Origin of the sequence: Ramlibacter agri (assembly GCF_012927085.1) — a bacterium.
Taxonomy (GTDB): domain Bacteria; phylum Pseudomonadota; class Gammaproteobacteria; order Burkholderiales; family Burkholderiaceae_C; genus Ramlibacter; species Ramlibacter agri.
Map to the genome: position 1 here is coordinate 414,054 of NZ_JABBFX010000004.1, position 22,975 is coordinate 437,028.

The following is a 22,975-nucleotide window of genomic DNA, read 5'->3' on the forward strand; positions in this document are numbered from 1 at the left end:
GGTTCAAGGAAGGGAAGGCGCCGTCAGGCGCCGTCACTGCGGGTTTCGGTGGCGCAATAGGCTTTCAGCGCGGCGTCCGTACGGACCGCCACGGCTTGCAGGTGTTCCAGCCAGGCCGGCGCGTCGGGCCATTCGTCGCGTTCCAGCAGTGGCACGTACAGGCGGCGCACCAGCTGGTAGAGCGCCTGCGCACCGGCCTCGCCGCTCATGCCCAGCAGCGAATGCAGGGCGTCCAGGCTGCGTTGCCGGTCCTGGCTGGCGGCGGCGTCCTGCAGGGCGCCGACCAGCCGCGACATCTCGGGCAGGTAGTCCGTCAGCAGTTCTTCCAGCATGCCCAGGCGGCGGTAGCTTTCCAGGCGCTGCACATTCAGCAGGCCTTCCTCGGGAATCTCCGGGACCACCGGGCGCGCGGCCACGGCAGGCGGCTCGGGGGGCGGAAGCGCCTTGCCGGTGCCGGCCACCAGCCGCACCAGCGTCTCGTACAGCAGCGCGGAATCGACCGGCTTCACCAGGAAGGCGTCCATGCCGGCGGCCCGCGCCGCGGCTACCGCCTCCTCGTCGGAATGCGCAGTCAGCGCGACGACCGGCACGGCCGCCCAGGGCTCGCCGGAATGGCGGATGGCATGCGCCGCCTCCAGGCCGTCCATGCCCGGCATGTGCAGGTCGACGACGACGGCGTCGAAGCCATCGTTGGCCTGCAGCTGGTCCAGCACCGCCTGCCCATGTTCGACTTCGATCACGTCGGCGGCGGCGTTGCGCAGGTAGGCCGCCACGGCCTTGCGGTTGAAGGCGCTGTCGTCGGCCAGCAGGATGCGGCGGCCGGCCAGCCGGCCCGGCTCGGTGCGCGCGGCGCCGCGCGGTTGCTGCACCACCTGCTGCAGCGCCGCCAGCAGCGGCAGCTGCGCGCAGGGCTTGCTGATGAAGCCGTCCATGCCGCCCTTCAGCGCCTTGGCGCGGGCCAGGTGCGACGGCTCGCTCGTGTAGGCGATGATGCGCACGTCCTGGTTGGGGCCGGCCTCGTTGCGGACCTTGTCGGCGACGGTGTAGCCGTCCAGGCCCGGCATGTTCAGGTCCATCAGCACGATGTGGTAAGTGCGCCGGCCCAGCATGTCCAGCGCCACCTGCCCGTCCTCCGCCTCGTCGAGGTCGGCGGTCAGGGCGAGCGGCCCCAGCTTCTGGCGCGTCGCCATGCGCTGCACCGGGTCGTCCTCGACGATCAGGATGCGCTTGCCGGCCAGCAGGGTGCGGGCCTGGGCCACGGCGGCCAGCCGGTGCTCCTCGCGCTCCTTCTCGCCGATGGCCGGGAAGCGCATCATGAACTCGGTGTACTGACCGGGCACCGAGCGGCACTCGATGTCGCCGCCGAAGGCGCGCATCACGCGCTTGCAGTAGGCCAGGCCGAGGCCGGTGCCGCCGGACTTGCCGATCGAGCGGAAGGGCTCGAACAGGCCCTTGAGCACGTCGGGCGCGATGCCCGGGCCGTTGTCGCGCACCTTCACCTGCTGGTCGGCCACGGTGATGGACACCTGCGTCTGCGGATACGGCGTCAGGTAGTACAGCGCGTTCTTGATCAGGTTGAACAGGACGAACAGGTAGGCGGTCTCGTCGCCCTTGAAGGTGAAGTCCTCGGCCACCGACACGCTCACCTTGTCACGGGCCTCGTCGCTGTCGTAGCTGTATTCCTCCACGGCTTGCTGCACCACTTCGGCGGCCGACAGGTAGCGGAAGGTGGTGGCGTCCAGCGGCCGCGCGCTCACCTCGTCCAGCGTCATGGAGATGACCTGCAGCCCGCGCTGCACGGCCTGTTCGCCGCGGGCCAGGTGCCGATAAAGCTGCTGCACTTCCTGCGGGTCCAGCCGCGCCGTCTGGCGCGAGGCGCCGGGCGCCGGCAGCACCTCCTGCATTCCTTCCAGGCTGTGCTTCAGCTGCGCGAGCGGATGCCGCATCTCGTGCGCGATCGAGCCTGCGAGCGCCTGCGTCGCGCGCAGCTTGCGTTCGGCATCGATCCGGTCCGTGCTGGACTTGAACATGTTGCCGCCGATCACGACCATCGCGAACGCGGGCAACTGGGCGACGAGGTCGCGCGGAATGTGCGGATTGGTCGTCGTCAGCACGTAGACGCCCGAGGCGAGCGCGGTCCCCACCAGCACCATCAGCACGGTGTTGCGCCAGTCGGTCAGCAGCACCAGGAAGCACAGGCAGATGAAGGTGTTGGAGATGGACGCGATGCCGCCGCCGCGCTGCAGCCCGATCAGCACGTTGAAGAACGGCAGGCAGTACAGCAGCACCAGGTAGGAGAAGCGGATGTAGTACGGCTTCAGGCGCTCGGGCCAGAAGTCGCGCAGGCCCATCAGCAGGAACAGCGCGACGCCGAACAGGCGGAACGGGACGTCCTCGACCAGCAAAGTGTCGTGCGGCCGCGTGTAGCGGAAGAAGTGGAAGGCGGAGTAGCCGAGCGCGCCGAGGATGCCCATCACCTTCAGCCGGTTCGGGCCGTAGGCGTGATAGTCCTCGTAGTGGCGATAGACCTTCGCCAGGTACTTGATCATTGCAGCACCATCGCTTCTTCTTCGAGCTCGATCAGCATTTCCTCCGCGAGCTCGCGTTCTCCCTCGTTGCCGGCGAGTGCCCGCAGCACCTCGGGCATGTGGCCGTGGATCAGGCAGTAGGAACCCTCCCCAGCCTGCGCGGCGTCCTTCACCAGCACGCGGAAGCCGAAGCGGCGGTACAGCCGCGCGAGCACCGGGGTGCAGGACGCAAAGAGATTGTCGAGCCGGGAGTGCTCCAGCATGTCGCAAATGGTGAGGAAGAGGCAGCGGCGCAGGAATTCGGGGCCACCCCGATAGTGCGGGTCGACGACGAGGCGGCCGACCTCCCAGGCGTTCTCGAGCAGCTCAGGGGCGATGTCGTGGCGCTCGATCATCTTGTCGCAGGGCGCGACGTTCCGGGCCAGGGGAAGGACGCGGATCGTGCCTATGTACGCACCGAAACGCAGGAAGGCGCCGACCATGCCCACCTGGTCTCTTTTTTTTCGCGGGTACTGAAGGCGAGGTCCTCCCGGGCGGACTGCGGCAGGCGGATTTCGTCGCGCAGGTGCAGGATGCGGGTGATTTCGACGGGCGTGCGGAGATGGCGGAAAGTGACCTCGTGCGCCTGGACGTCCGTGGATTCCAGCGGCGGAAGATCCCCCAGCAAGGCAATCGGTCCGGCGGACGGCAGCGCGAACGATTGGTCCAGGGTCGACAGGTCACTCATTTGTTTCTTTCCTCTCCTGCGCCAGGCGGATTACTACACGTTTGCGAAGCTCGGCTGAAGTCATTATGCGTAACAAATGAGCAGCCCGAACAGTAAGCGAATCCCCTAAAGATACCCGCTTGGGCGCCACCGGGGACAATGCGGCATGGACCCATTGCTTGCCGACGAGACGGCCACCGTGAACCTGGGCCTGCCCTGGCAGGAAGGCTTCGCCGGGCTGGGACCGGCTTTCTATACCGAACTCGCCCCCACCCCGCTGGCGGCGCCCGCCCTGGTATCACTCAACGAGCCCCTGGCCCGCGACCTCGGCCTGGACCCCGCGCAGCTCGCCTCGCCGCCGGGCGTGGCCGCCCTCACAGGTAACGTTTTGTTCGAGGGCGGCCGGCCGTTGGCCAGCGTCTACAGCGGCCACCAGTTCGGCGTCTGGGCCGGGCAGCTGGGGGATGGCCGCGCCATCCTGCTGGGCGAGGTGCAGACGCCGCTGGGCCCGCAGGAACTGCAACTGAAAGGCAGCGGCCGCACGCCCTACTCGCGCATGGGCGACGGCCGCGCCGTGCTGCGTTCGAGCATCCGCGAGTACCTGGGTTCCGAGGCCATGCAGGGCCTGGGAGTTCCCACCACGCGGGCACTGTCGGTCACCGGTTCGCCGCAGCCGGTGCGCCGCGAGGAGATCGAAACGGCCGCCGTGGTGCTGCGCGTCGCCCCCAGCTTCATCCGCTTCGGCCATTTCGAGCACTTCTCCTCGCGCGAGCAGTACGGCGAGTTGCGCCAACTGGCGGATTACGTCATCGACCGCTACTACCCCGCCTGCCGTGGCTGCGAGCGCCTGGCCGGCAACCCCTACGCGAACCTGCTGGAACAGGTCAGCGAGCGCACGGCGGCGCTGATGGCGCAGTGGCAGGCCGTGGGCTTCTGCCATGGCGTAATGAACACGGACAACATGAGCATCCTGGGGCTCACCATCGACTACGGCCCCTTCCAGTACCTGGACGCCTTCGTCCCCAACCACATCTGCAACCACAGCGACGAAAGCGGCCGCTACGCGTACAACCGCCAGCCCAACGTCGCCCACTGGAACCTGTTCTGCCTCGGCCAGGCGCTGCTGCCGCTGGTCGAGGACCAGGAACTGGCTTTGGCGGCGCTCGAGTCGTACAAGACGGTGTTCCCGCGCGAAATGGAAGGCCGCATGCGCGCCAAGCTGGGCCTGCAGGGCGAGCAGGAAGCTGACCGCCAGCTGATCGAGGACGTCCTGCAACTGCTGGCCGCCGACCGGGTCGATTACCCGATCTTCTGGCGCCGGCTTTCCCGCTACGTGGCCGGTGCGCCGGCGGAGGAAGTGCGCGACCTTTTCCTTGCCCGTGAAAGAATTGACGGCTGGCTCCGACAATACGACGAGCGCCTGCCGGACGATCGCAACACGGCCGCCAGGCGCATGCTCGCGACCAACCCCAAGTACGTGCTGCGCAACCATTTGTGCGAACTGGCCATCCGGCAAGCGAAACTAAACGACTTTTCCGCGGTCGAAGCCCTGCTGCGCTTGGTCCGGGCGCCGTTCGACGAACACCCGGAACACGAGGACATGGCCGGCTTCCCGCCCGACTGGGCTTCGCACATCGAGATCAGCTGCTCTTCATGACCGACGACTATCCGATCCAGAAATCCGACCCCGAGTGGAAGGAGATCCTGGCTGCCAAGGGCGCGGAGCCCGGCGCCTTCCAGGTGACCCGCCACGCCGCCACCGAGCGGCCCTTCAGCGGCAAGTACGAGCGCGTGTGGGCCGACGGCAGCTACCACTGCATCTGCTGCGGCGCCAAGCTGTTCGACGCCGACACCAAGTTCGACGCCGGCTGCGGCTGGCCCAGCTTCGACCGGGCGGTGCCCGGCGCGATCCGGGAGATCCGCGACAGCACCCACGGCATGATCCGCACCGAGACGGTCTGCGCGCAATGCGGCGCCCACCTCGGCCACGTGTTCCCCGACGGTCCCACCGACACCGGCTTGCGCTATTGCATGAACTCTGCCTCGCTGGACTTCCACCCGCAAGAAAAAGCCTGAATGAAGCTGCTGCTCGACTTCTTCCCCATCGCCCTCTTCTTCGTCGCCTTCAAGCTCTGGGGCATCTACGTCGCCACCGGGGTGGCCATCGTGGCGACCATCGCGCAGATCGCGTACGTGCGCTACTCCACCGGCAAGGTGGAACCGATGCAGTGGCTGAGCCTGGGCATCATCGTGGTGTTCGGCGGCGCGACCATCCTGGCCCACGACGACACCTTCATCAAGTGGAAGCCGACGGTGCTGTACTGGCTGATGGGCGGCAGCCTCGCCGTGGGCATGCTGGGTTTCCGCAAGAACCTGCTGAAGTCCGTGATGGGCTCGCAGCTGGAACTGCCGGAAAACGCCTGGCGCGTGATGAACTGGAGCTGGATCGTCTTCTTCGCCTGCATGGGCGTGATCAACCTCTGGGTCGCCTTCCACTACGACACCGCGACCTGGGTCAACTTCAAGCTGTTCGGCGGCCTGGGCCTGATGGCCGTCTTCGTGGTGGCGCAGGCTTTCTACCTGGGCCGCTACATGAAGGACGACAAGGCGGGCGCCGGCGAACAACCATGAGCACTGGCATCACCGCCGAAGCCGTGCGAGCGCGGCTGGCGGAAAAACTCGCCCCGAGCCAGCTCGAAGTGATCGACGAAAGCGCCCAGCACCTGGGTCACGCGGGCCAGGACGGCACCGGTTCCGGCACCCATTTCCGGGTGCGGATCGCTTCACCTATCTTCACCGGGATGCCCAAGGTAGCCCGGCATCGCCTTGTGTATGATGCCCTGCGCGATTTCCTGGACCGCGGCATGCATGCGCTCGCGATCGAGACGCTCTGAATCTCCCCTCATAGACGGAAAACCCATGAAAAAAGTCATCCTGACCGCGGTGGCCGCGGCCGCCATCGGCATGGCCCTGCCCGCCGCAGCCCAGAACGTCGCCATCGTCAACGGCAAGCCGGTGCCGATGGCTCGCGTCGACATGCTGAAGAACCAGCTGGAAAAGGCCGGCCGCCCGGTGCCCAAGGAAGCCGAGGGCCAGCTGAAGGATGAAGTGATCGCGCGCGAAATCTTCATGCAGGAAGCCTCCAAGCGCGGCCTGGACGCCAGCGAAGACTACAAGGCGCAGATGGAACTGGCCCGCCAGACCATCCTGATCCGCGAGCTGTTCGCCGACCAGCAGGCCAAGAACCCCGTCACCGACGAAGAGATCAAGGCCGAATACGACAAGTTCGTCGCGGCCAACGGCGGCAAGGAATACAAGGTTCGCCACATCCTGGTGGAAAACGAAGCGGACGCCAAGAAGATCATCGCCGACCTGAAGAAGGGCGCGAAGTTCGACGACCTGGCCAAGAAGATGTCCAAGGATCCGGGCTCCAAGGACCACGGCGGCGACCTCGACTGGGCCGCCGCTGCCAGCTACGTGCCGGAGTTCGCCGAGGCCATCACCAAGCTGCAGAAGGGCCAGATGACCGACGCGCCGGTGAAGTCGCAGTTCGGCTGGCACGTGATCCGCGTCGACGACATCCGCCAGGCGCAGCTGCCCAAGTTCGAGGAAGTGAAGCCCCAGATCGCGCAGCAGCTGCAGCAGCAGAAGCTGGCGCAGTTCCAGGATTCGCTGCGCAAGGGCGCGAAGATCGAGTAAATGTCAAACGGCCCGTCGGGGCCGTTTTTCATTGGCGCGTGAGCATCACCAGGCCGAACAGCAGCGGCTGGTGCAGCATGTACCACGTCAGGCTCCAGCGCCCCAGCCACGCCAGCGGCCCCGCCGCCTTCGGGAGCGCGCCCTGCACCCACTGCGGCCGCTCCCGCAGCACCCACGCGCCTGCGGCCATGCCCCACCACATCACGCCCAGCCAGGGCAGCAGCGGCACGTAGTCCTCGGTCTGCGGCTTGCGCGACACGAAGCCGATCCAGCTGAAGGCGGGGTCGTTCAACACGTTCAGCGCCGGCCAGTGCACGTGCGCGAAGGGCGCGACCCAGGCGAGTCCGATGGCCACCGCGCCGGCCAGCCACAGCCAGCGGCCCCAGTGCGCGGTCAGCCGCACGACCACCAGCATCGCCGCGATGCCGTGCAGCACGCCGAACCAGATGAAGCGCGCATGGAACACGAACCAGGTGCCGACGCTCACCAGCAGCGCGCAGCCGGCCACCTGCGACCAGCGGCGCCAGAAGCGCGGCCAGCGCTGCCCCTGGGCCACGGCCACCGCCTGCGACAGGCCGGCGCAGAACAGGAACAGGCTCACGATGGCCGTGCGCTGGCCGGTCCAGAAGCGGTCGCCCAGGAAGTCCTGGTGCAGCCAGCCGAAGTAATTGAGGTCGTAGCAGAAGTGGAAGACCGTCATCCAGACGATGGCGACGCCACGCAGGGCGTCGATGCGGTCGTAGCGGGGCGTCTTCTTGGTCGGCACGCGCGCAAGTGTAGGGGCTGCCCCGTTGACGTCTCCGGCAGCCGCGGTTCCAATCCCGCGCCATGACCCGAATCCGCTTCCTGCTGCTGGCCGTCGCGGCCACCCTGCTCACGGCTTGCGCCACGGCGCCTTCCGCGCCGCCGGCCGCGGTCGTCAGCGAACTCGGTGGCACCGGCAAGCTGCGTGCCGCCATCAACTTCGGCAACCCCATCCTCGCCACGCGCGGCCCGGGCGGCGAGCCACGCGGCCTGTCCGTGGACCTGGCGACCGAAGCCGCGCGCCGGCTCGGCCTGCCGCTGGAACTGGTCACCTTCAACTCCGCCGGCATGACGGTGGAAGCGGTGAAGGCGCGCAAGGTGGACCTGGCCTTCGTCGCCATCGACCCGGTGCGCGCGGCCGACCTGGACTCCACCGCGCCCTACGTCATCATCGAAGGCGCCTACCTGGTGCGCAACGCCTCGCCGCTGCAGCGCAACGAGGAAGTGGACCGGCCCGGGACGCGCGTCGCGGTGGGCCGCGGGAGCGCCTATGACCTGTACCTCACGCGCGAGCTGAAGCAGGCCACGTTGGTGCGCACGCCGACCTCGCCCGAAGTCGTCGATGGCTTCCTGGCGCAGAACCTGGACGTGGCTGCCGGCGTGAAGCAGCAGCTGGAAATGGACGCGAAACGCGTCGGCGGCGTCCGCCTGCTGCCGGGCCGCTTCATGGTCATCGAACAGGCCATGGGCGTGCCCAAGGGCCGCACGGCCGCCCAGGCCTGGCTCAGCAGCTTCATCGAGGAAATGAAGGCCTCCGGCTTCGTGGCGGAGTCGCTGAAGCGCCATGGCGTCGAAGGGGCGGTGGTAGCTCCGCCGCAGGCGGCCCGGTAAAATTCCGGGCTCCCTGCAGAGCCCTCCATGTCCCTCTTGTACCACCAGCTGGAGCTGCTTGCTCCGGCGCGCGATGCCGACATCGGCATCGAGGCGATCAACCATGGCGCCGACGCCGTCTACATCGGCGGCCCGGACTTCGGCGCACGCGTATCGGCCAGCAACACGGTGCAGGACATCGAACGCCTCGCGAAGCACGCGCACCGCTTCGGCAGCCGCATCTTCGTCACGCACAACACCATCCTGCGCGACGACGAGCTGGATGCCGCCCGCAAGATGGCCTGGGACGTCTACCACGCCGGCGCCGACGTGCTGATCATCCAGGACATGGGCCTGCTGGAACTGGACCTGCCGCCGATCCAGCTGCATGCCAGCACGCAGACCGACATCCGCACCGTGGAGAAAGCGACGTTCCTGCAGGACGTCGGCTTCTCGCAGATGGTGCTGGCCCGCGAGCTGACCCTGGAGCAGATCCGCGAGATCCACGCAGCGCTCGATGCGGATCGCTGCAAGGTGGAGTTCTTCATCCACGGCGCGCTGTGCGTGGCCTACAGCGGCCAGTGCTACATCAGCCACGCCCACACGGGCCGCAGCGCCAACCGCGGCGACTGCTCGCAGGCCTGCCGCCTGCCGTACCAGGTGGTGGACAGCCAAGGCCGCTTCGTCGCGCACGACAAGCACGTGCTCTCGATGAAGGACAACAACCAGAGCGAGAACCTCGGGGCGCTGGTGGATGCCGGCGTGCGCAGCTTCAAGATCGAGGGCCGCTACAAGGACATGGGCTACGTGAAGAACATCACGGCCCACTATCGCAAGCTGTTCGACCAGCTGATCGAGGACCGGGAAGCGTCGGATTTCCCGGTGGCGCGCGCCTCCGCCGGCCGCACCACCTTCACCTTCACGCCCGACCCCAACCAGAACTTCAACCGCGAGTTCACCGACTACTTCGTGAACGGGCGCAAGGACGACATCGGCGCCTTCGATTCGCCCAAGAACCCGGGCCAGGCGATCGGCTGGGTGACCAAGGTGAACGCGGATTCGGTGGAGCTGGAACTGGACGACGCCAGCAAGCTGCTGCACAACGGCGACGGCCTGTGCTACTTCGACCTGCAGAAGGAGCTGGTGGGCATGGCGCTGAACCGCGCCGAGCCGCTGGCCAGGCTGGGCGCCTGGCGCGTGTTCCCCAAGGACCCGATCGCGGGCATGAAGGACCTGCGCAAGGGCACGCAGATCAACCGCAACCGCGACATGGACTGGGTGCGGGTGCTGGAGAAGAAATCCAGCGACCGCCGCATCGGCGTTTGGGCCACCTTTGGCGAGACGCCGGACGGCTTCGCGCTGCGCCTGACCGACGAGGACGGTTACCTGGGCGAGGCTGCGGCGCCGTTCGACAGGCAGCCGGCGCGCGATGCCACCAAGGGCGAGGAAGCGCTGCGCGAACACCTGGGCCGCTTCGGCAACACCATCTTCACGGCGCTGGACATCCAGCTGGAAGTCTCGGCTTCCTGGTTCGTGCCGCCTTCGCTGATCAACCAGCTGCGCCGCGACGCCATCATCTCGCTGGAAGCCGCACGGTCTGCCGGCTACGAGCGTCCGCAGCGTGGCCAGCCGGTCGAACCGCCGGTGGCCTATCCCGAGGACACCCTCACCTATCTCGCCAACGTCTTCAACCACAAGGCACGCGACTTCTACGCGAAGCACGGCGTCAACGTGATCGCCGCGGCCTACGAGTCGCACGAGGAGGAAGGCGAGGTCAGCCTCATGATCACCAAGCACTGCGTGCGCTGGTCGATGAGCCTGTGCCCCAAGCAGGCCAAGGGGGTGGTGGGCGTCAAGGGCACGATCAAGGCGGAGCCGCTGCAGTTGATCAACGGCAGCGAGAAGCTCACCTTGCGCTTCGACTGCAAGCCCTGCGAGATGCACGTGGTCGGCAAGATCAAGAAGGCCGTGCTGCGGGAAGCGCAGGCGGTGCCCTTGAAGTTCTACAGGACGCGGCCCGCGGCTTGACGCGGGGCCGACGGCAGGCCGGGTAGGATCGCGCCATGCTGCGGATCCTCCAACAAGCCTTGCTCTGCGCCTTCCTGGCCGCCTGCGCCCTCGCGCAAGCGCAGGACAACAAACCCGACGACTACGGCGGCCTCGCGAGCTACCAGGTTCCCGCCGACAAGGGCGGGCCGGCGGAATTCCGCTACTGCGTGCTCTATGCGAAGCGCGCCTGGCGCATGGCGAACATGGTGCGGGAAGGCTCGATCAGCATGCCGCAGGTCGAGGGCTTTGCCCGCAAGAGCCTGGGCAGGAAGGCGGCCGAAGAGGAAATCCAGGATTTCGAGCGGCTGCAAAGCAAGGAGTACCCCACCCCCAGCGCCCTGGCGGCGGAGCGCTTCATGCGTTGCGCCACGGCGCTGCGCCTGGATCCGCAACCGCGGCAGAAGCCCGCGAGCGAGTTCTGCTTCCGTTCGATCGAGCCGCTGGACCTGGCGGCGCGGCTGCGCGCGGACGGCAAGGCGAAGGACGCCGTCTGGACGACGCTGTCTGCCCGCTATCCCAAGGCCGGCGACAAGTTCCTGAACGACACCGTGAACCTCGCCTTCGAAGGGCCTTCGATCGGCGTCAGCACGCTGATCGAAGACACCTTCAGCAACTGCTTCGCCCGGGCGGGCGAACGCAAGTGACCTAGCCGACCCACTTCCTGGCGTTGCGCCAGATCTGCATCCACGGGCTCAGCGCCGACTTGTCGCCCGAGGTCCAGGACAGCTGGATGTTGCGGAACACGCGCTCGGGGTGCGGCATCAGCGCCGTGAAGCGGCCGTCGGCCGTGGTCACGCCCGTCAGGCCGCCGGCGCCGCCGTTCGGGTTGAAGGGATAGCGCTCGGTCGCCTGGCCGTGGTTGTCGACGAAGCGCATCGCCGCGATCGCCTTGCCGGCGTCGCCACGGTGCGCGAAGTTCGGGTAGCCCTCGCCGTGCGCCACCGCGATCGGCAGGCGCGCGCCGGCCAGGCCCTGGAAGAACAGGCTGGGCGACTCGAGCACTTCCACCATGGACAGGCGCGCCTCGAAGCGCTCGCTGCGGTTGGTGGTGAAGCGCGGCCAGGCCTCGGCGCCGGGGATGATGTCGGCCAGCTCGGCGAACATCTGGCAGCCATTGCAAACGCCCAGGCCGAAGGTGTCCTTGCGGCCGAAGAAGGCCTGGAACTGTTCCGACAGCACCGGGTTGAAGGTGATGCTGCGCGCCCAGCCTATGCCCGCGCCCAGCGTGTCGCCGTAGCTGAAGCCGCCGCAGGCGACGACGCCGCGGAAGTCCTGCAGCTTGTGGCGGCCGGCCTGCAGGTCGGTCATGTGCACGTCGACCGCCTCGAAGCCCGCTTCGGTGAAGACGTAGGCCATCTCGATGTGCGAGTTGACGCCCTGTTCGCGCAGGATGGCGACGCGCGGACGCGAGCTGAGGGTGGCGGGAGCTGCGGGCAGTTCGCGCGGCAGGAAAACGTGCAGGCCCGGGTCGGCCGGATCGCCGGCCGCCGCGTGCTCGCTGTCGGCGCAGGCCGGGTTGTCGCGCTGCTGGCAGATCTTCCAGCTGACGCTGTCCCAGACCTGGTGCAGGTCGGCGAGCTTCGCGCTGAAGACGGTCTTGGTGTCGCGCCAGACCTGGATTTCGCCCTTGCCCACGGCTATGGCGGACGACAGCGGCCGCGATTGGCCGACGAAGTGGCTGTGCCTGGACAGGCCGTGCGCGCGCAGCACCTGCATCACGTCGTTGCGCTCCGAGGTCTTCACCTGCAGCACCACGCCCAGTTCCTCGTTGAACAGCGCCTTGAGCGTCAGCTCCTCGCGTCGCACGCTGACCTGCGAGGCCCAGTTCTTGGCGTCGCCGTATTCGGCGCGACTGTCGCTGATGCCGTCGCCTTCGGTCACCAGCAGGTCGACGTTCAGCGCGACGCCCACCTGGCCGGCGAAGGCCATTTCGGCGGCGGCGGCGAACAGGCCGCCGTCGCTGCGGTCGTGGTAGGCCAGGATGCGGCCCTGCGCGCGCAGTTCGTTGACCGCGGCGACCAGCTTCACCAGGTCCTGCGCCTCGTCCAGGTCCGGCACCTCGCCGCCCGGCTGGCCCAGCACCTGCGCCAGGATGCTGCCGCCCATGCGATTGCGGCCGTGGCCCAGGTCCACCAGCACCAGCGTCGTGTCTTCCTTCGCATCCAGCTGCGGCGTCAGCGTGCCGCGCACGTCGTCCAGGCTGGCGAAGGCGCTGACGATCAGGCTGACCGGCGAGGTCACCTTCTGCGTGGCGCCGTCCTGCTGCCACTGCGTGCGCATCGACAGGCTGTCCTTGCCGACCGGAATGGACACGCCCAGCTGCGGGCACAGCTCCATGCCCACCGCATGCACCGTGTCGTACAGCGCGGCGTCTTCGCCGGGTTCACCGCAGGCGGCCATCCAGTTGGCGGACAGCTTCACGCGCGCCAGGTCGATGGGCGCGGCCAGCAGGTTGGTGATGGCCTCGGCCACCGCCATGCGGCCGGAAGCCGGGCCGTCGACGGCGGCCAGCGGCGTGCGCTCGCCCATGCTCATGGCTTCCCCGGCGAAGCCCTGGTAATCGGCCAGCGTGACGGCGCAATCGGCCACCGGCACCTGCCAGGGGCCGACCATCTGGTCGCGATGCGTCAGCCCGCCCACCGTGCGGTCACCGATGGTGACCAGGAAGCGCTTCGACGCCACCGTGGGATGGCTCAGCACCTGGATCACCGCTTCCTGCAGGGCCACGCCATCCAGCTTCAGCGGCGGCACTTCGCGGGCCACGCGCTGGACGTCGCGATGCATGCGCGGCGGCTTGCCCAGGAGCACGTCCATCGGCATGTCCACCGGCGTGTCGGCGCCTTCGTCGGCCACGACCAGCTCGCGCTGCTCGGTGGCCACGCCCACCACCGCGAACGGGCAGCGCTCGCGCTCGCAGAAGGCGCGGAATTGCTCCAGCGACTCCGGCGCGATCGCCATCACGTAGCGTTCCTGGCTTTCGTTGCTCCAGATTTCCTTGGGCGCCAGGCCGCTTTCTTCCAGCGGCACCTGGCGCAGGTCGAAGCGCGCGCCGCGGCCGGCGTCGTTGGTCAGCTCGGGGAAGGCGTTGGACAGGCCGCCGGCGCCGACGTCGTGGATCGCCAGGATGGGGTTGTGGTCGCCCAGCGACCAGCAGGCGTTGATGACCTCTTGCGCCCGGCGCTCGATCTCGGGGTTGCCGCGCTGCACCGAGTCGAAGTCCAGTTCGGCGGTGTTGGTGCCGGTGGCCATGGACGAAGCCGCGCCGCCGCCCATGCCGATGCGCATGCCGGGGCCGCCCAGCTGGATCAGCAAGGTGCCGGCCGGGAAGAGGATCTTGTGCGTGAGGCCCGCATCGATGAAGCCGATGCCGCCGGCGATCATGATGGGCTTGTGGTAGCCGCGCTTCACGCCCGCCACTTCCTGCTCGTACTCGCGGAAGTAGCCCAGCAGGTTGGGACGGCCGAATTCGTTGTTGAAAGCGGCGCCGCCCAGCGGCCCCTCGGTCATGATCTGCAGCGGGCTGGCGATGTGCTCGGGCTTGCCGAACTTCGCGTCCCACAGCTTCGAGACCGTGAAGCCGGCCAGGCCGGCCTTGGGCCGCGCGCCGCGGCCGGTGGCGCCCTCGTCACGAATCTCGCCGCCGGCGCCGGTGGACGCGCCCGGGAAGGGCGAGATGGCCGTCGGGTGGTTGTGCGTCTCCACCTTCATCAGCACGTGATGGGTGGCGTCGGTCTTGCCGTAGGTGCCGCCCGCGCCCGGCAGGAAGCGCTCCACCGCATGGCCTTCCATCACCGACGCGTTGTCGGCATAGGCGACGATCGTGTGCTGCGGATTCAACTGGTGCGTGTTGCGGATCATGCCGAACATGCTCTTGTCCTGCGCCACGCCGTCGACCGTGAAGGAGGCGTTGAAGATCTTGTGCCGGCAGTGCTCGCTGTTCGCCTGCGCGAACATCATCAGTTCCACGTCCGTCGGGTTGCGCTCCAGCTTGCGGAAGGCGTCCACCAGGTAGTCGATCTCGTCGTCCGCCAGCGCCAGGCCGAAGCGGCTGTTGGCCGCTTCCAGCGCCGCGCGGCCGCCGCCCAGCACGTCCACGTGCTCCATCGGCTGCGGCTCGAGTTCGGTGAACAGGCGATGGGCATCGGCGCGGCCGGGAACCACGCTTTCGGTCATGCGGTCGTGCAGCAGCGCCGCCACCGCACCCAACTGGGCGGCGTCCAGGCTGGCCTTGCCGAGCAGGCCCGAGGCCAGTTGCAGGCGGTACTCCACCACGCGCTCGACCCGCCGCACCGCCAGGCCGCAGTTGTGGGCGATGTCCGTGGCCTTGGAAGCCCAGGGCGAGACGGTGCCGAAACGGGGCGTGACGATGACCAGCGGCCCCTGGCTGGAGCCGGCGCAGGGCTCGCCGTAGGTCAGCAGTGCCGCCAGGCGCTCGCGTTCCGCCGCGGAAGGGGCATGGTCGGCCGCGACCAGGTGGACGTAGCGGGCCTGGATGCCCGTGATCTTCGGATGCACCGCTTGCAGGCGGGGCAGGAGTTGCTGGACGCGGAAGTCGCTGAGGGCCTGGCCGCCCTCGAACTCGGTGATATGCAGGGACACGGTGTGGGGTACGGCGGCGGGAGAACCCGGCATTTTACCTGCGGGGGATTCCACCCTCTGGGATAATCCCTTGCCATGGGCATCACCTACAAAGACGAACAAGGCATCCAGGGGATGCGGACCGCCGGCCGCCTGGCCGCCGAAGTCCTGGACCACCTGACCGACCACATCAAGCCCGGCATCACCACGCGCGAGATCGACCGCCTCGCCGCCGAGTTCATGAAGAAGCAGGGCTCGATTTCCGCCACGCTGGGCTACCAGCCCTCGGGCTACCCGCCCTACCCGGCTTCGCTGTGCACTTCGGTCAACAACGTGGTGTGCCACGGCATCCCGAACGACAAGCCGCTGAAGAAGGGCGACATCGTCAACGTCGACGTCACCGTCATCAAGGACGGCTGGTACGGCGACACCAGCCGCATGTTCGTCATCGGCGACGCCTCCATCGCCGCGAAGCGCCTGGTGCAGATCACCTACGACGCCATGTGGCACGGCATCTCCATGGTCAAGCCGGGCATCCGCCTGGGCGACATCGGCTTCGCCATCCAGAAGTTCGCCGAAGGCAACGGCTTCTCGGTGGTGCGCGAGTTCTGCGGCCACGGCATCGGCCGCAACTTCCACGAGGAGCCCCAGGTCCTGCACTATGGCAAGCCGGGCACGCTGGAAGAACTGAAGCCGGGCATGACCTTCACCATCGAGCCGATGATCAACGCCGGCCGCCGCGAGGTGAAGGAGTTCGGCAACGACGGCTGGACCATCGTCACCAAGGACCACTCGCTGTCCGCCCAGTGGGAACACACCGTGCTGGTCACCGAAGACGGCTACGAGGTGATGACGCTTTCCGACGGCGCCCCGCAGCCGCCGGACTTCGTCCGGAAGTGACCTCGCTGCGCGCGTGACAGAATGAGGGAATGACAGGTTCAGGTCATTCCGTCATCGAAGCGGCCCAGCCGCCAGTCCATTCCGCCATCGGCGACATCCGCGAGACGCATCGCGCCCGCAAGGCGGGCCTGCTGCAGCAGCTGCGCGACGAGCGCGGCTCCACCCGCGGCATCAAGAACCTGCTGGCCGCCTTCAGCCAGCTCGCCGACGACACCCTCAAGGCCTTGTGCCAGCGCGCCGGCCTGCCCGCCGGCGTGGCGCTGGTCGCCGTCGGCGGCTTCGGCCGCGGCGAACTCTTCCCCCATTCCGACGTCGACGTGCTGCTGCTGATGCCCGATGGCATCTCGCCGGACCACGACCCGGCGCTGAAGCAGCGCATCGAGGACTTCATCGGCAGCTGCTGGGACGCCGGGCTGGAGATCGGCTCCAGCGTGCGCACCGTGGAGGAATGCGTGGCGCAGGCGCTGGAAGACGTGACGGTGCAGACCAGCCTGCTGGAGTCGCGCCTGATCACCGGCTCGCGCAAGCTGTTCCTGGCCTTCCAGGAGCGTTTTCGCGCCACGCTGGATCCCAGGGCCTTCTTCGTGGCCAAGACGCTGGAAATGCGCCAGCGCCACAACAAGTTCGAGAACACCCCGTACTCGCTGGAGCCGAACTGCAAGGAGTCGCCTGGCGGCCTGCGCGACCTGCAGGTGATCCTGTGGGTGGCCAACGCCGCCGGCTTCGGCAAGAGCTGGGACGAGCTGGCCCGCAGCGGGCTGGCCACGGCCTTCGAGGCGCGCCAGATCAAGCACAACGAGGCGCTGCTGAACCTGATCCGCGCCCGCCTGCACCTCATCGCCAACCGGCGCGAGGACCGGCTGGTGTTCGACCTGCAGAACGCGGTGGCGGAGTCCTTCGGCTACCAGACCACGATGCGGCCGGACGGCCGTCCGCTGGAGCGCGCCAGCGAGCGGCTGATGAAGCGCTTCTACTGGGCGGCCAAGGCGGTGGCGCAGCTGAACCAGATCCTGCTGCTGAACATCGAGGAGCGGCTCAACCCCGCCGGCGCCGAAGCGCGCCCCATCAACGAGCGCTTCTCCGAGAAGGCCGGGATGATCGAGGTGGCGAGCGACGACCTGTACCTGGCGAACCCGCACGCGATCCTCGAGACCTTCCTGCTGTACGAGACGACGCCCGGGGTCAAGGGCCTGTCGGCCCGGACGCTGCGCGCGCTGTACAACGCCCGCAAGGTCATGGACGGCGCCTTCCGCAACGACCCGGTCAACCACGCCACCTTCCGCGCCATCCTGATGCAGCCGGAAGGCATCACCCACGCGATGCGGCTGATGAACCAGACCTCGGTGCTGGGGCGCTACCTGTGGGTGTTCCGGCGCATCGTCGGCCAGATGCAGCACGACCTGTTCCACGTCTACACGGTGGACCAGCACATCCTGATGGTGCTGCGCAACGTGCGCCGCTTCTTCATGGCGGAACACGCGCACGAGTACCCGTTCTGCTCGCAGCTGGCCGCCGGCTGGGATAAGCCGTGGATCCTGTACGCCGCGGCGCTGTTCCACGACATCGCCAAGGGCCGCGGCGGCGACCACTCGGAACTGGGCGCGCGCGAGGTCAAGCGCTTCTGCCGCCAGCACCAGATCGAGCCGGAGGACTGCGAGCTGATCGAGTTCCTGGTGCGCGGGCACCTCATGATGAGCCGCGTCGCGCAGAAGGAAGACCTCGGCGATCCGGCCGTGATCCAGGCCTTCGCGAAGCGCGTGGGCAACGAGCGCTACCTGACCGCCCTGTACCTGCTGACGGTCGCCGACATCCGCGGCACCAGCCCCAAGGTGTGGAACGCCTGGAAGGGCAAGCTGCTGGAAGACCTGTACCGCTACACGCTGCGCGTGCTGGGCGGCCGGGCGCCGGATCCGCAGGCCGAGGTGGAAGCGACCAAGCGCGAAGCGCTGGTGCTGCTGCAGCTGCACGCCCTGCCCTTCGAGGCCCACAAGAAACTGTGGGAAACGCTGGACGTGGGCTACTTCATGCGGCACGAGGCCGGCGACATCGCCTGGCACACGCGCCACTTGTCGCGCCATGTGGGAAGCGGCAAGACGATCGTGCGCGCGCGCCTGTCGCCGGTGGGCGAAGGCTTGCAGATCGTCGTCTACACGCCGGACCAGCCGGACCTGTTCGCCCGCATCTGCGGCTACTTCGACCAGGCCGGCTTCAGCATCCTGGACGCCAAGGTCCACACCGCCAGCAACGGCTATGCGCTGGACACCTTCCAGGTGGTGACGTCCATGCTGCCCGAGCACTACCGCGAGCTGTGCAACATGGCGGAGGCAGAACTCGCCAGCACCATCAGCCAGGCCGGCCCGCTGCCCGCGCCCAGCCGCGGCCGCGTGTCCCGCCGGGTCAAGAGCTTCCCCGTCACGCCGCGCGTCGACCTGCGGCCCGACGAGAAGGCGCAGCACTGGCTGCTGTCCATCTCCACCAGCGACCGCGTCGGCCTGCTGTACTCGATCGCGCGCGTGCTGGCCCGGCACAAGCTGAACCTGCAGCTGGCCAAGGTCAGCACGCTGGGCGAACGGGTGGAAGACACCTTCCTCATCGACGGGCCCGAGCTGCAGCAGAACCGGCGGCAGCTGGAGATCGAGACGGAATTGCTCGAAGCGATTTCCGCCTGAGGGGCATACGCAAAATTCCTAGGGGGTGCCATGGAGGGGCCATGTCGGCTTGCTACCATCGCCCGTTCGTTAGCAAGGACGTAATCGAGATGTTGAAGAACTCCGCCCGCCGCGGCCTCGTGCTGCTGGCCCTCGCGGCCGCTGCCGGCGCCGCCTTTGCCCAGAAGCAGCCCGCCAAGGCGCCCGCCGCCGCCGCCGCGCCGCTGAACTGGCCCACCAAGCCGCTGCGCATCGTCGTCGGCTTCCCGCCCGGCTCCACGCCCGACCTGGTGGCACGCACCATCGCCGACCCGCTGTCCAAGCAGCTGGGCCAGCCCGTGGTCGTGGACAACCGCGTGGGCGCGGGCGGCAACATCGCCGCCGACATCGTGGCCCGGGCCACCGACGATCACACCATCGGCGTGATGATCAACGGCAACATGACGATCGCCAAGCTGCTGAACCCGAAGGTCACCTACGACCCGCAGACGGCTTTCCAGCCCCTCAGCCTGATCGGCACCGCGCCGCTGCTGCTGACCGCGTCCGCCCACACGCCGGGCGCGACCGCGCAGGACTTCTTCCTGGCCGGCCGCAACGCCGGCAACAAGTGGAGCTACGGCTCGCCCGGCGTCGGCACCGTGGGCCACATCGGCATGGAGCTGCTCAAGACCAAGACCAACATCGACCCGGTGCACGTGCCCTACCCGGGCAACCCGCAGGTGGTCAACGCCCTGATCACCGGCGAAATCCAGCTCGCGCTGCTGCCGCCCGCGCTGGCCGACGCCCAGATCAAGGCCGGCAAGCTGCGGGCCATTGGCGTCACGTCCACCGGCCGCAGCTCGCTGGTGCCGCAGTACCCCAGCCTGAACGAGCAGGGCATCCGCGGTTTCCAGCTGGAGATCTGGACCGCCGCCGCCGCGCCGAAGTCCATGCCCAAGCCGATCGCGGAGAAGCTGTCGCAGATGATCGCCGACATCGCCCGCACGCCGGACGTGCGCCAGAAGCTGTTCACCCAGGGCTGGACGGCCGTGGGCACCAACGCCGAAGGCCTGGCGAACCGCATCAAGTCCGACACCAACCTGCTGGGCGGCGTCATCATGATGCGCGGGATCAAGGCCGAATAAGCCGCGTCCCTGCAAGCAAGGCGGCCCACCCGGGCCGCCTTTTTTTTGTCGGCGTTACCCCTGTCGGCAAGGCCGCACCACTCAGGTACATTCGACTTACAAATCGAGCGTTGAGGAGTGGGATGTCGAAATACAAGGTCGTGATCACCGGCCGGTCGGCTGGTGCGTCGCCGTCGGAAGTTGCCGCGAAACTGGCCGCGGCTTTCAAGCTGCCGCAAGACAAGGCGCTGGAACTGGCGCAGGCGCGTTCCGTCGTCGTCCGCAGGGGGCTGGACCTGCAAGCCGCGGCCCGCTACGAACAGGCGCTGGCCGCCGCGGGTTGCACGGTGACCGTGGAGCCGGAAACGCCGCCCCAGGAGTCGCTGGCCCTGGATGTCGGCAGCTCCGCGCCGGCGCCAACGGCTTCGCCGGCAGCGAGCGAAGGGGAAACCGCTGCAGGCCAAGGCAACATCGCGCAGGTCGCGGGGACCCTGCTCACCCCGCTGCTCATGTTCGCCTTGTGGGTGTGGTTCACCGAACCGGCCTGGCTGACCAGCGCCCTTTCCGTCGTGCGTGGCCCGAACCAGCTGGAATCGGTGCTGCGGGTCGGGAAAAGCAAGTCCGCCGAATTCGAACAGTTCAAGATGAAGGGCGGGCTCGAGGCAGAAAGCCGCTGGAAGGGCTTCCGCGTGCGCGCCGTCTCGGTGTCCTACCGCGACAGCGGGGAGCTGTCGATGGCGCAGCTGCGACTGTTCAAGGAATTCCCGGGCTACAAGCTCGGCTCGCTGGACAACTTCAAGTCCGCGCTGCGCTCGGAATGCGGCGGCAGCTGGGACGTGAACGCCAACCAGACGGGCATGTCCGCGAAGGGCGGCAACGGTGTCCAATGCGTGGTCAACGGCGCCGGCGACGACATCGAAGTGATGCTGGCGCTGGGCGAGCCGCAGGCACGCTCCGGCGGCGGCGTCGCCGTAGCCGCTGCGGCAGGGGCCGCCGCCGCGCCCGACGCACCTTAGCCGGCGCATCCCCTGGCGCGTGGCGGACGCGCCAGCGCCTCAGGCAAAAGTGACCCTCAGGTTCACCCGCCCGCGGTTGTTGCCGTAGCAGTTCCAGGCGTCGTTGGCATACGCGTAGAAGTAGCCCGACTTGCGCGGCGTGTAGGTGCAGCCGTCCCCGATGGCGAAGCTCTCGTGCGGCGCGAGGTGCTGCTTGGCGTCGACGCCCCCGCCGTTGGCGATGGCGCCGACCAGGCAGAACCAGGGCATGTTCTCGTGCCGGCGCGTGAAGCGGAAGTCCGCGGCTTCGTTGCCGGTGATCTTCTTCCATGCGTCCTCCGCCTTCCCGAGCAGCGTGCCGGCCATCTGCGCCAGTTCGCCGATCTGGAAGTGGCCGTCGTTGCAGCCCGCGGGGCCGCACTTGATGGACGCGTCCATCCACTCGCCGCTGGCCTCGAAGCGGTAGGCCGTGCCGGCCTCCAGCCACAGGCCGGTGGCGTTCCAGGGCGGCAGCGCGAACACCTGCACCTGCGCCGGCAGTTGCTTGTCGAACGCCAGGTTGTCCCGGTACGGGCACTGCGAGATCGGCGGCGCCTTCTGGCGCTCGAGCACCGACGGATGCACCGAAGGACCCTCGACCAGGCGCGGGGCGCTGCGCGGCTGCGTGGGCAGCAAGGCGAAGGCGCCGCGGCAGGATTCGTGCAGCACGTCCTGCACGGAAGGCTTCACCTGGCCCACCATGCCGGCGGTGAAGGCCAGCCCGGCGCGCCCGGCTTCGGCCAGCATCCAGGCCAAAGTGCCGTCCGACAGGCCGGTCTCGGGGTAGCCGCCGCCGACGTCCGAGTGCACGCCGGCGAACCAGACCTGCTGCGCGTCCACGGTGGCGGGCGCGTCCCACAGCGTGGGCTGGAAGCTGGCCCGCAGCTCGTCGAGCGCCACCGCGTGGCGCGCCACCTGGATATGCGTGCCGAGCACGGTGTCGTGGAAGGTGTGGTCCTGCAGCTTGTCCAGCAGGTTCAGCACCGCCATGTCTTCGGGGATGCCCAGCGCGCCGACCGTGTCCCACACGCCGAGGAAGCGGATGGGCACCGCGTCGCCGTTGGCATGGAAGGCGTAATCCGCCCAGGAGTGCTGCTCGCGTGATTCGATCTGCCGGCGGTAGCCGTTCTGGAACAGCCTTTCGATGCGCGCCCACACGTCGGCCTCGGCCAGGCCCTGCGTCTTCAGCAGCCCGCAGTGGGAGATGAACCCGGCCAGGCTGCGCACCGTGTAGGCGCCGCGGCTGAAGCCGAACAGGTAGATGGCATCGTCCGGCGCGTACCAGTCGCACAGCTCGCGGTAGGCGCTCATGATGTTGCGGTCCAGGCCCGCGCCAGTGCCGCCGCCCACGGCCTTGTCCCACCAGGTGCCGTCGGTGCCCACGCCGGGGTGGTAGTAGCGGTGCTGCTGCGTGCCCTTGGCGTCGGCAGCCGCCACCGCATTGAAGATGCGCACGACGTTGGTCGGTGTGGGGACGCCGTCGTGGCGTTCGTCGGGCGTGTTCCAGGTGCCGTCGCAGCAGATGACGATGTTCTTCATCGGGGCCTCCTTGCTTCACGCATTGTTCGACGCCGCGCGCCGGGCTTCTTCGCCCGGATGGACGAAGCGGCCGCGGGAAAACCCCGAATTGCGTCGCACAGCGCTGGTCGCGTCTTCGAAGTTGGCGGCACGAGTGCAGCGGAAGATGCGAGCGTTGGCCACTATTCGCGTCCAGGGCCGTGGAATAGGCTTCACCCCGCTGTGAGAATTCTTCAAGTGTCGCAGCAGACTCGCCCGTTACGATGCGGACACTGGAGAGGAGATAGATGGCCGTCGTCACCAACATCGAGGACCTGCGGGTCCTGGCGCAGAAGCGCGTGCCGCGCATGTTCTATGACTACGCGGATTCCGGCTCCTGGACGGAGAGCACCTACCGCGCCAACGAAGCCGACTTCGAGAAGATCCTGCTGCGCCAGCGGGTGGCCGTGAACATGGAGGGCCGCAGCACCCGCACCACCATGGTCGGCCAGGAGGTCGCCATGCCGGTGGCGATCGCCCCGACCGGCCTGACCGGGATGCAGCACGCCGACGGCGAGATCCTGGCGGCGAAGGCGGCCAAGAAGGCCGGCATCCCCTT

General features: G+C 68.1%; 19 protein-coding genes. 13 read left to right on the forward strand and 6 right to left on the reverse strand.

Going from position 1 to position 22,975, the window contains the following annotated elements; genetic code table 11:
• Positions 1–23 precede the first annotated feature (23 nt).
• Genes HHL11_RS31860 through HHL11_RS31870 form a run of 3 tightly spaced genes read right to left on the reverse strand, consistent with a single transcriptional unit; the run spans position 24 to position 3,255 of the window.
• Positions 24–2,549: an ATP-binding response regulator gene (locus HHL11_RS31860; RefSeq protein ID WP_169422650.1), complete on the reverse strand. Its 2,526-nt coding sequence runs from the start codon at positions 2,547–2,549 to the stop codon at positions 24–26.
• Entirely contained in the window at positions 2,546–3,010 is a 465-nt protein-coding gene (locus HHL11_RS34220) for an N-acyl amino acid synthase FeeM domain-containing protein (RefSeq protein WP_205964769.1), read from the reverse strand. The genes HHL11_RS31860 and HHL11_RS34220 overlap by 4 nt, the downstream gene beginning before the upstream one ends.
• On the reverse strand, positions 2,974–3,255 hold the full coding sequence (locus HHL11_RS31870) for a hypothetical protein (protein ID WP_169422651.1): 282 nt from the start codon (positions 3,253–3,255) through the stop codon (positions 2,974–2,976). The genes HHL11_RS34220 and HHL11_RS31870 overlap by 37 nt, the downstream gene beginning before the upstream one ends.
• A gap of 145 nt (positions 3,256–3,400) precedes the next feature.
• Between HHL11_RS31870 and HHL11_RS31875 the strand changes: the two genes are divergently transcribed.
• From HHL11_RS31875 to HHL11_RS31895, 5 genes are read left to right on the forward strand one after another with little or no spacing between them, the layout of a single operon-like run.
• Positions 3,401–4,891, forward strand: a complete 1,491-nt coding sequence (locus HHL11_RS31875) for a protein adenylyltransferase SelO (protein WP_169422652.1) — start codon at positions 3,401–3,403, stop codon at positions 4,889–4,891.
• Positions 4,888–5,310: a peptide-methionine (R)-S-oxide reductase MsrB gene (gene msrB, locus HHL11_RS31880; RefSeq protein ID WP_169422653.1), complete on the forward strand. Its 423-nt coding sequence runs from the start codon at positions 4,888–4,890 to the stop codon at positions 5,308–5,310. The genes HHL11_RS31875 and msrB overlap by 4 nt, the downstream gene beginning before the upstream one ends.
• Positions 5,311–5,865, forward strand: a complete 555-nt coding sequence (locus tag HHL11_RS31885) for a septation protein A (protein WP_169422654.1) — start codon at positions 5,311–5,313, stop codon at positions 5,863–5,865.
• Positions 5,862–6,128, forward strand: a complete 267-nt coding sequence (locus HHL11_RS31890; RefSeq protein ID WP_169422655.1) for a BolA family protein — start codon at positions 5,862–5,864, stop codon at positions 6,126–6,128. The genes HHL11_RS31885 and HHL11_RS31890 overlap by 4 nt, the downstream gene beginning before the upstream one ends.
• A 25-nt stretch (positions 6,129–6,153) precedes the next feature.
• Positions 6,154–6,933 (forward strand): peptidylprolyl isomerase, encoded by a 780-nt coding sequence (locus HHL11_RS31895; RefSeq protein WP_169422656.1) that lies wholly within the window; start codon positions 6,154–6,156, stop codon positions 6,931–6,933.
• 28 nt (positions 6,934–6,961) lie between these two features.
• On the opposite strand, the gene HHL11_RS31900 is transcribed toward HHL11_RS31895, so the two are convergent.
• Positions 6,962–7,699 carry an acetyltransferase domain-containing protein gene (locus HHL11_RS31900; RefSeq protein WP_342593308.1) on the reverse strand — a complete coding sequence of 246 codons (738 nt, stop codon included), beginning with the start codon at positions 7,697–7,699 and terminating at the stop codon, positions 6,962–6,964.
• Positions 7,700–7,761: 62 nt separating this feature from the next.
• On the opposite strand from HHL11_RS31900, the gene HHL11_RS31905 reads away from it, so the two are divergent.
• The 3 genes from HHL11_RS31905 to HHL11_RS31915 are packed head-to-tail and all read left to right on the forward strand — an operon-like array spanning position 7,762 to position 11,240.
• Positions 7,762–8,568 (forward strand): ABC transporter substrate-binding protein, encoded by an 807-nt coding sequence (locus HHL11_RS31905; protein WP_169422657.1) that lies wholly within the window; start codon positions 7,762–7,764, stop codon positions 8,566–8,568.
• A 27-nt stretch (positions 8,569–8,595) separates the two neighbouring features.
• Positions 8,596–10,575: a peptidase U32 family protein gene (locus HHL11_RS31910; protein ID WP_169422658.1), complete on the forward strand. Its 1,980-nt coding sequence runs from the start codon at positions 8,596–8,598 to the stop codon at positions 10,573–10,575.
• Between the two features lie 35 nt (positions 10,576–10,610).
• Positions 10,611–11,240, forward strand: coding sequence for a hypothetical protein (locus tag HHL11_RS31915; RefSeq protein WP_169422659.1), 630 nt, complete (start codon positions 10,611–10,613; stop codon positions 11,238–11,240).
• 1 nt (position 11,241) lies between these two features.
• Here HHL11_RS31915 and purL read toward each other — a convergent pair whose 3' ends face one another.
• The gene (gene purL / locus HHL11_RS31920; RefSeq protein ID WP_169422660.1) at positions 11,242–15,195 is read right to left on the reverse strand and encodes a phosphoribosylformylglycinamidine synthase; all 3,954 of its coding nucleotides are present in this window, start codon (positions 15,193–15,195) and stop codon (positions 11,242–11,244) included.
• 75 nt (positions 15,196–15,270) lie between these two features.
• Here purL and map point away from each other — a divergent pair, with 75 nt between their 5' ends.
• From map to HHL11_RS31940, 4 genes are all read left to right on the forward strand, one after another.
• Complete coding sequence (map, locus tag HHL11_RS31925) at positions 15,271–16,074, forward strand: type I methionyl aminopeptidase (protein WP_169422661.1); 804 nt, start codon at positions 15,271–15,273, stop codon at positions 16,072–16,074.
• Between the two features lie 29 nt (positions 16,075–16,103).
• A complete protein-coding gene (locus tag HHL11_RS31930) occupies positions 16,104–18,743 on the forward strand; it encodes a [protein-PII] uridylyltransferase (RefSeq protein WP_169422662.1) in 2,640 nt (879 codons plus the stop codon).
• Positions 18,744–18,832: 89 nt separating this feature from the next.
• On the forward strand, positions 18,833–19,846 hold the full coding sequence (locus tag HHL11_RS31935; RefSeq protein ID WP_169422663.1) for a Bug family tripartite tricarboxylate transporter substrate binding protein: 1,014 nt from the start codon (positions 18,833–18,835) through the stop codon (positions 19,844–19,846).
• 122 nt (positions 19,847–19,968) lie between these two features.
• Positions 19,969–20,841, forward strand: a complete 873-nt coding sequence (locus HHL11_RS31940; protein ID WP_169422664.1) for a hypothetical protein — start codon at positions 19,969–19,971, stop codon at positions 20,839–20,841.
• Between the two features lie 39 nt (positions 20,842–20,880).
• On the opposite strand, the gene HHL11_RS31945 is transcribed toward HHL11_RS31940, so the two are convergent.
• Positions 20,881–22,398, reverse strand: coding sequence for a DUF2235 domain-containing protein (locus HHL11_RS31945; RefSeq protein ID WP_169422665.1), 1,518 nt, complete (start codon positions 22,396–22,398; stop codon positions 20,881–20,883).
• Between the two features lie 266 nt (positions 22,399–22,664).
• Between HHL11_RS31945 and HHL11_RS31950 the strand changes: the two genes are divergently transcribed.
• A partial coding sequence (locus HHL11_RS31950; RefSeq protein ID WP_205964771.1) for an alpha-hydroxy acid oxidase occupies positions 22,665–22,975 on the forward strand: 311 nt, incomplete at its 3' end.